This window comes from Prosthecobacter sp. (assembly GCF_049294395.1).
GTDB lineage: Bacteria > Verrucomicrobiota > Verrucomicrobiia > Verrucomicrobiales > Verrucomicrobiaceae > Prosthecobacter.
This window is the reverse complement of the sequence record NZ_JBAQCR010000067.1, coordinates 1-6,119: the sequence shown is the minus strand read 5'-3', so window position 1 is coordinate 6,119 and position 6,119 is coordinate 1. Positions and strand designations below refer to the sequence as shown.

Below are 6,119 nucleotides of genomic sequence, written 5' to 3'. Positions count from 1 at the left end.
CTCGTCAAGCCGGTGCAAAACCTTGCCCTGCTGACGCAGGTCAGGAACCTCGGCGAACCGCGCCTGAAGGGACTTCAACATCTGCTGCTGCCGCCTCGCTTCGGCGCTCTCGGGTATGGGTTCGGGTTGCATTCATACTGTCATCATCCGCTGTGGAAATTTGTGCAGCGGATTGTTCCTCCCCCAACTCTTTCTATTCTCCTCATCCTCTCTCTCTGTTCATGCGTAAGCCCTGATCCGGGGGGGGCGTCCCTTTGGCATCGGTATGGAACGGTGTCTGTTCGGAAGGGCGGAGCGTGTTCGTGTGGCGGAGCTTCCCGGAGCCGTTTAAAAAACGGCGCTCCCAGTACAGAATGGTGCTGGCGAAAGCTGTGAGGCCGGAGGGCGGCTCATGACTCATTCAACCCGCTGATAACTCCGCCTCGCGCGCTGCGTTACCGCGCACACCATGATCCACCGACTTTGTCTCCTCCTCACCCTCGTCGTTTGCACCCAGCTCCATGCGGCGGGGCCGAATGTGGTGGTGTTGCTGGCGGATGATTCGGGGTGGGGGGATTATTCGATCAATGGAAATACGAACCTCAAAACGCCGAACATTGATTCGCTAGCGCAGTCGGGGGCGCGGTTTGATCGCTACTTTGTCTGTGCGCTTTGCGCGCCTACGCGGGGCGAGTTTCTCACGGGGCGCTACCATTCTCGCGGCGGTGTGAAGGGGGTGTCCACGGGGCTGGAGCGGCTGAACGCGGATGAGAAGACCATCGCGGACGCCTTTCTGGCTTCAGGGTATGCGACGGGGGCGTTCGGGAAATGGCACAATGGCAGCCAGTGGCCCTACCACCCGAATGCGCGTGGGTTCCAGGAATACGTGGGCTACACTGCGGGGCACTGGGGCGAGTACTTTGACCCGCCGCTGGAGCACAATGGGAAGATGTTTCGCGCCAAAGGCTTCATCGTGGATGTGCTGGTGGGGAAGGCGATGGAGTTCATCGAAACCAACCGGGAGAAGCCCTTCTTTTGCTACATCCCGCTGACGACGCCGCACTCGCCTTTCAGTGTGCCGGACGAGCACTGGAACAAGTTCAAAGACTCGCCGGTGACGATGCGGGGTGTCGAAGGCGAGAAGGAAGACCTCGCCGTGAGCCGCACGGTGCTGGCGATGATGGACAACATCGATGAGAACGTGGGGCGGGTGCTGAAGAAGCTCGATGAACTGAAGCTGAGCGAGAACACCATCGTGGTCTATTTCAGCGACAACGGCCCCAACAGCGCCCGCTGGAATGGCGGCATGAAGGGGAAAAAGGGCGTCACGGATGAAGGCGGGGTGCGCTCGGTGCTCTTCATGCGCTGGCCGGGAAAGATCAAGGAAGGCAGCACGATCACACGCATCGCAGGGGCGATCGACCTGCTGCCCACGCTGACGGCACTCGCAGGCGTGACACCTGTGAGCACCAAGCCGCTGGACGGCTGGGATTTATCAAACCTGCTGCTGGGGGGCGAGTGGAAGCGCGGGCCGCGCGAGCTCATGAATTACAACAGCGGCAAGCTCAGCGTGCGTTCGGAGACCCATCGCCTGGATGCGAGTGGCGTGCTGTTTGACATGGTGGCCGATCCGAATCAGACCAAGGACATCACCGCCGAGCAGCCGCAGATCGCCGCTGAGCTGGCGGCCAAGGCGACGGCCTGGCATCAGGAGGTCTTTGGGAAACCCTACGTTCCCGCTCCTGCCGGTGGTAAAGGCAAGGGGCAGGGGAAGGCCAAGGGGAAAAATCCGGGCGCGGAACCCTTCGCGGATGACCGGCCTTACCCCGTGGGCTACATCGAGTTTCCCATCACCATGCTGGAAGCGCGCGATGGCATTCCACAGGGTGGGGTGAAGCGCAGCTCGAATGCGCCGAACTGCTCCTACTTCGTGAACTGGAAGACGAAGGAAGATGCCATGAACTGGGACATCGACGTGCACACGGCGGGCGAGTATGAAGTGACCATCGACTACGCCTGCCCGGAGGCTGATGCCGGATCAACCGTGGAACTCAGCTTCGACACCGCCAAAACCACCGGCAAAGTGACCCCCGGCTGGTTTTCGCGCCTGCTGGACGATCAAGACCGTGCCCCACGCAAAGGCGAGAGCTACATGCGCGATTTCCACAGCCTGTCACTGGGTGCGATCAAGCTGCCGGCCAAGCGCGGGCTGCTCAATTTGCACGCGTTGGAGATTCCCGGGCAGACCGTCATGGAAGTGCGGCGCGTGACGCTGACCCTGAAGACAAAGTGATTCATGGCATGAATCCTGATGTGGACGTATGGCTCCAACCAAGGATAATTCTCTCAACCCAACCTCTTCATGAAATTGTTCCGCGCTTTTTTCCTCGCTCTTGCTCCGTTGCTCCTGGCTGCCTGCGGCTCCGTCGCCCCGGCACCTAAAAGTAATTCAGGGATTGTGGTCGGGCCGAATGAAGTGCGCGAATGCGGGCAGGGCAGGGTGGAGTTCCCAGCCGGAGTGTACACGGCGGAGGTCGTCTCCGAGAAGGGCACCTACTACCTGGCTCCAGCACTCCTGCGAACCAAGGGGGTCTTGCTGGGCCGTGGTGAGCGCGGGGGCATTTTCGTTTCCAATCTCGCAGGGAATCCGCAGGCCGCCTGGTTTGGCGACGTGGGTGAAATCCTGGAGGAAAAGCCAAGCACGCTGTTTGCAGCCGTGGGAGTCAGCGCACCAAAGCTGTGGCCCTACTCGCCCAAGATTCCTTTTCAGGTGAAAAAGTGATTTCCGCGTGTTCTGACCTGCCTGTCCCCCCCTCCCCCGCAATTGGAGGATTCAAACGTAAGTACTTTGTCTTAGCGCCGGGTTTTCGTTGCGCGCAACTTTATAAAAACTATAATTCGGGGCGTTTATGAACAGTCGCCTCATCACATGGTCAGTCGCCTCCGCCGTCTTGCTCGCGGGGGGGATCGTCGCAGTGAAGGAGGGCTGGCTGAATGGCTGGGAAATGCGGTTGGGGGAACTGATGACGAGCCCCGGCTCGCAGTACAGCGCTGCCAAGTTCCGCCTCGATCTGGTGGATCAGTTCAACTATTCGCGCATGGCGGAGAAAACGCCGACCCTGCGGGTGGATCCTGAAATGGAGGCCTGGCTGGCCCGGGAGTTTCCAAAAATCGACACGACCAACCTCGATAAAGTCACTGAGCTGGTGCAGGAGGGGATGCCACGCTACTACCGCGTCTGGGTCTGTTCTGCCAGCAGTCCGAGCCTGCGCGACCTGCTGCAGCGCTTTCATGAGCATTCGCATCGTTCGCAGCCGGAGATGACACACATGGCCATCGCCCTGCGGCCACGCGCCAGCGGACTGATGCATGAGGCGCTGCTCGTGCTGGGTCAGCGTCTGCGTGATTTCACGCCTGAGGAACTGACCCAGTCCGGCGATGAGCCGTTTTTCAGCACCTGCGTCCATTGCAAGCAGCCGCACTTCATGAAGCTCTCACGGGCGCAGCGCAGCATGGCCCTCGAGTGCCCGAAGTGCCACCGCAAGTACGCCGTGATCGCGGCGGACAGCGCGGGCCGCTTTCACTATGTGAACGAGTTCCTGACGGGTTACGCACCCCCGGCGGCGTTTGCGAAAAACCAGTCGCGCGTGCAGCAACTCTTCACCATCTGGTCCGCCGTCCACTCGAATTGCCGTTACACCAACGACCCCGGAGCCAAGGCGGGCAGCAGCTTTGCCAAGCCGGAGCAGACGGACTGCTGGCAGTTTGCGGATGAAACTCAGCGCCTGCAGCGTGGCGACTGCGAGGATTCTTCCATCTTCCTGGCCGATTGGCTGATGTCCCGCGGTTTCCAAGTGCGGGTGGCTTTGGGCCGCTATGGCGATCTCGGCGGGCATGCCTGGTGCGTGGTGAAGATCGAGGACAAAGAGTACCTGCTGGAATCGACGGAAAGCCGTCCGGATCCGAGCGATCCACCGCTCGCCAGCCGCGTGGGCAGCCGTTACGTGCCTGAGGTGCTGATTGACCGCTTTGCCATCTATGTGCCCACCAGTGCCAGCCGTTCTTGGAAGGGCGACTACTGGTCTGCGAACACCTGGACGCGGGTGGAACCCCGTGCCGAACTGGGCGGCGATCCGATCCTGGCGCGGGCCCCGCTTGGCAGGGGTAAACAGGGGCAGAATATTCTCGACCCTGCCACTTCAGCCGATGCCACCCGCCTCGCGCGCACGACCTTCGCCAGCCCCGCATCCCCCACGTTTCTCAATATGGGGGATATTCCTGTGGGGGCCAAAGACTGGCGGCAGTCCATGGTGCCGAAGCGCACGCCCTGAGCCAATCTGGAGCGCTGGCTGTCATCATAAGTTGACGCCCTGTCATGACGCATCCAGCATCATGTTCTCATGCTCGCCAGTATTGCCATCCTTACGCTGTTCGGCATCCTGCTCATCATGCTGGAAACCTTCCTGCCCGGCTGGGTGGCTGGCATCCTAGGCACCATTGCCATATTCGCCGCCATCTGGCTTGCCTTGATGTCAGAAGAGCTGATCGGCTGGACTTCCAACCAGCGTGTGGCGCTTGCGCTGGGCATCGTGGTGTTTGCCATGGCGGTCTTGATCGTCTGGCTGCGCTGGTTTGCCGTGAAGTTTTTCCGCCGTGCCCTGACCCTCACCACGAGCATTGACACCCCGTCTCCCGCCGGAGCTGCTCCAGGCAGCCAGGGAGTGGCGCTCACGGAGCTTCGCCCGCTGGGCCGTGCTGAAATTGACGGCCAGCGCTACGAGGTGCGTTGCCAGAACGGCCTCGCCGCCGCCGGCACTCGTGTGGAGGTGATCGCTGCCGAACCCGGCAATCTCCTGGTCCGCATCGTCTGAAACATTCTTTTGTCTTTAACCCTCATACCACCCGCTCATGTCCACTCTCGAAATATTCCTCATCGGCGCCGTCATCATCGTCGCGCTTGTCCTGTTCCTGATGGTCGCGAAGTTTTTCAATCTCTGGCTGCGTGCCCGCATCGCCAATGCGCCGGTCAGCTTTCCCACACTGCTGGCCATGTGGCTGCGGGGCGTGCCGAATGCCTTGATCGTCGATACCCGCATCACGGCTGCCAAGGCCGGCATCCCCATCGGCACGGACCAGCTGGAAGCGCACTTTCTGGCCGGTGGTGAAGTGACGCATGTGGTGCTCTCCTTGATCGCCTCGGACAAGGCCGGCATCCCGCTCGATTTCAACCGCGCCTGTGCCATCGACCTCGCTTGTAAAGGCACCAGTAAAACGGTGCTCGAAGCCGTGCGCACCAGCATCAATCCGAAGGTCATCGACTGCCCGCATCCCGACATGGGCCGCGGCGGCAAGATCGACGCCGTTGCCAAGGACGGTATCTCCCTGCGCGTCCGTGCGCGAGTAACCGTGCGCACGAACCTCGATCGCTTCGTCGGTGGTGCCACGGAGGAGACCGTCATCGCCCGAGTCGGTGAGGGCATCGTCACCTGCATTGGCTCCTCGTCCTCTTATAAGGACGTTCTCGAAAATCCTGACGCCATCTCCAAGCTCGTGCTGCACAAAGGCGTGGACGCCGGCACGGCCTTTGAAATCCTTTCCATCGACATTGCCGACATCGACGTCGGCGAAAACGTCGGTGCCAAGCTCCAGACCGAGCAGGCCGAGGCCGACAAGAAGATCGCGCAGGCCATGGCCGAAATGCGCCGTGCCGCCGCCGTGGCGCTGGAGCAGGAAATGTCCGCCCGCACCCAGGAAATGCGCGCACGCGTGGTGGAAGCCGAAGCCCAGGTGCCGCTGGCCATCGCAGAAGCCTTCCGCAATGGCCAGCTCGGCGTCATGGACTACGCCAAGTACAAAAACGTGCTCGCTGACACGGACATGCGCAGCAAGATCGCCGGGGAATCCTCCGGCGCCAAATAACCCCGCAGGCGCTTTTTGACCATGCATCCACTACTGCTGAGCAGCGATGTCGATCCTTTCCAGGTGGCGATCATTGTCATCGCGGTCTTGGCAGGCTTCGTGAAATGGCTGTGGGAGACCTTTCAGCAGAAGACCGGCGCTGCACCCGCACCGCCGCCCGACCCCGAAGAGCAGCGCCTGCGCGAAGCCGCCTGGCGCAAGCAGACCGGGCAGTCATCGGC

The 6,119-nt window shown here is 61.3% G+C and carries 6 protein-coding genes; all 6 read left to right on the top strand.

Annotated features, from left to right (window positions below; translation table 11 throughout):
* Positions 1 to 448 precede the first annotated feature (448 nt).
* Entirely contained in the window at positions 449 to 2,272 is a 1,824-nt protein-coding gene (locus tag WAW39_RS04640) for an arylsulfatase (protein WP_422316269.1), read from the top strand.
* 69 nt (positions 2,273 to 2,341) lie between these two features.
* Entirely contained in the window at positions 2,342 to 2,761 is a 420-nt protein-coding gene (locus WAW39_RS04635) for a hypothetical protein (protein WP_422316267.1), read from the top strand.
* 127 nt (positions 2,762 to 2,888) lie between these two features.
* Entirely contained in the window at positions 2,889 to 4,310 is a 1,422-nt protein-coding gene (locus WAW39_RS04630; protein ID WP_422316265.1) for a hypothetical protein, read from the top strand.
* A gap of 69 nt (positions 4,311 to 4,379) precedes the next feature.
* Entirely contained in the window at positions 4,380 to 4,850 is a 471-nt protein-coding gene (locus WAW39_RS04625; protein ID WP_422316263.1) for an NfeD family protein, read from the top strand.
* Between the two features lie 37 nt (positions 4,851 to 4,887).
* Entirely contained in the window at positions 4,888 to 5,898 is a 1,011-nt protein-coding gene (floA, locus tag WAW39_RS04620) for a flotillin-like protein FloA (protein WP_422316261.1), read from the top strand.
* 21 nt (positions 5,899 to 5,919) lie between these two features.
* Positions 5,920 to 6,119, top strand: a 200-nt coding sequence (locus WAW39_RS04615; protein ID WP_422316259.1) for a hypothetical protein, incomplete at its 3' end; no start/stop codon positions are given.

Excerpts from the sequence above, each read along its gene's own strand:
- WAW39_RS04640 (WP_422316269.1), top strand. The coding sequence starts at position 449 with ATGATCCACCGACTTTGTCTCCTCCTCACCCTCGTCGTTTGCACCCAG.
- WAW39_RS04635 (WP_422316267.1), top strand. The coding sequence starts at position 2,342 with ATGAAATTGTTCCGCGCTTTTTTCCTCGCTCTTGCTCCGTTGCTCCTG.
- WAW39_RS04630 (WP_422316265.1), top strand. The coding sequence starts at position 2,889 with ATGAACAGTCGCCTCATCACATGGTCAGTCGCCTCCGCCGTCTTGCTC.
- WAW39_RS04625 (WP_422316263.1), top strand. The coding sequence starts at position 4,380 with ATGCTCGCCAGTATTGCCATCCTTACGCTGTTCGGCATCCTGCTCATC.
- floA (WP_422316261.1), top strand. The coding sequence starts at position 4,888 with ATGTCCACTCTCGAAATATTCCTCATCGGCGCCGTCATCATCGTCGCG.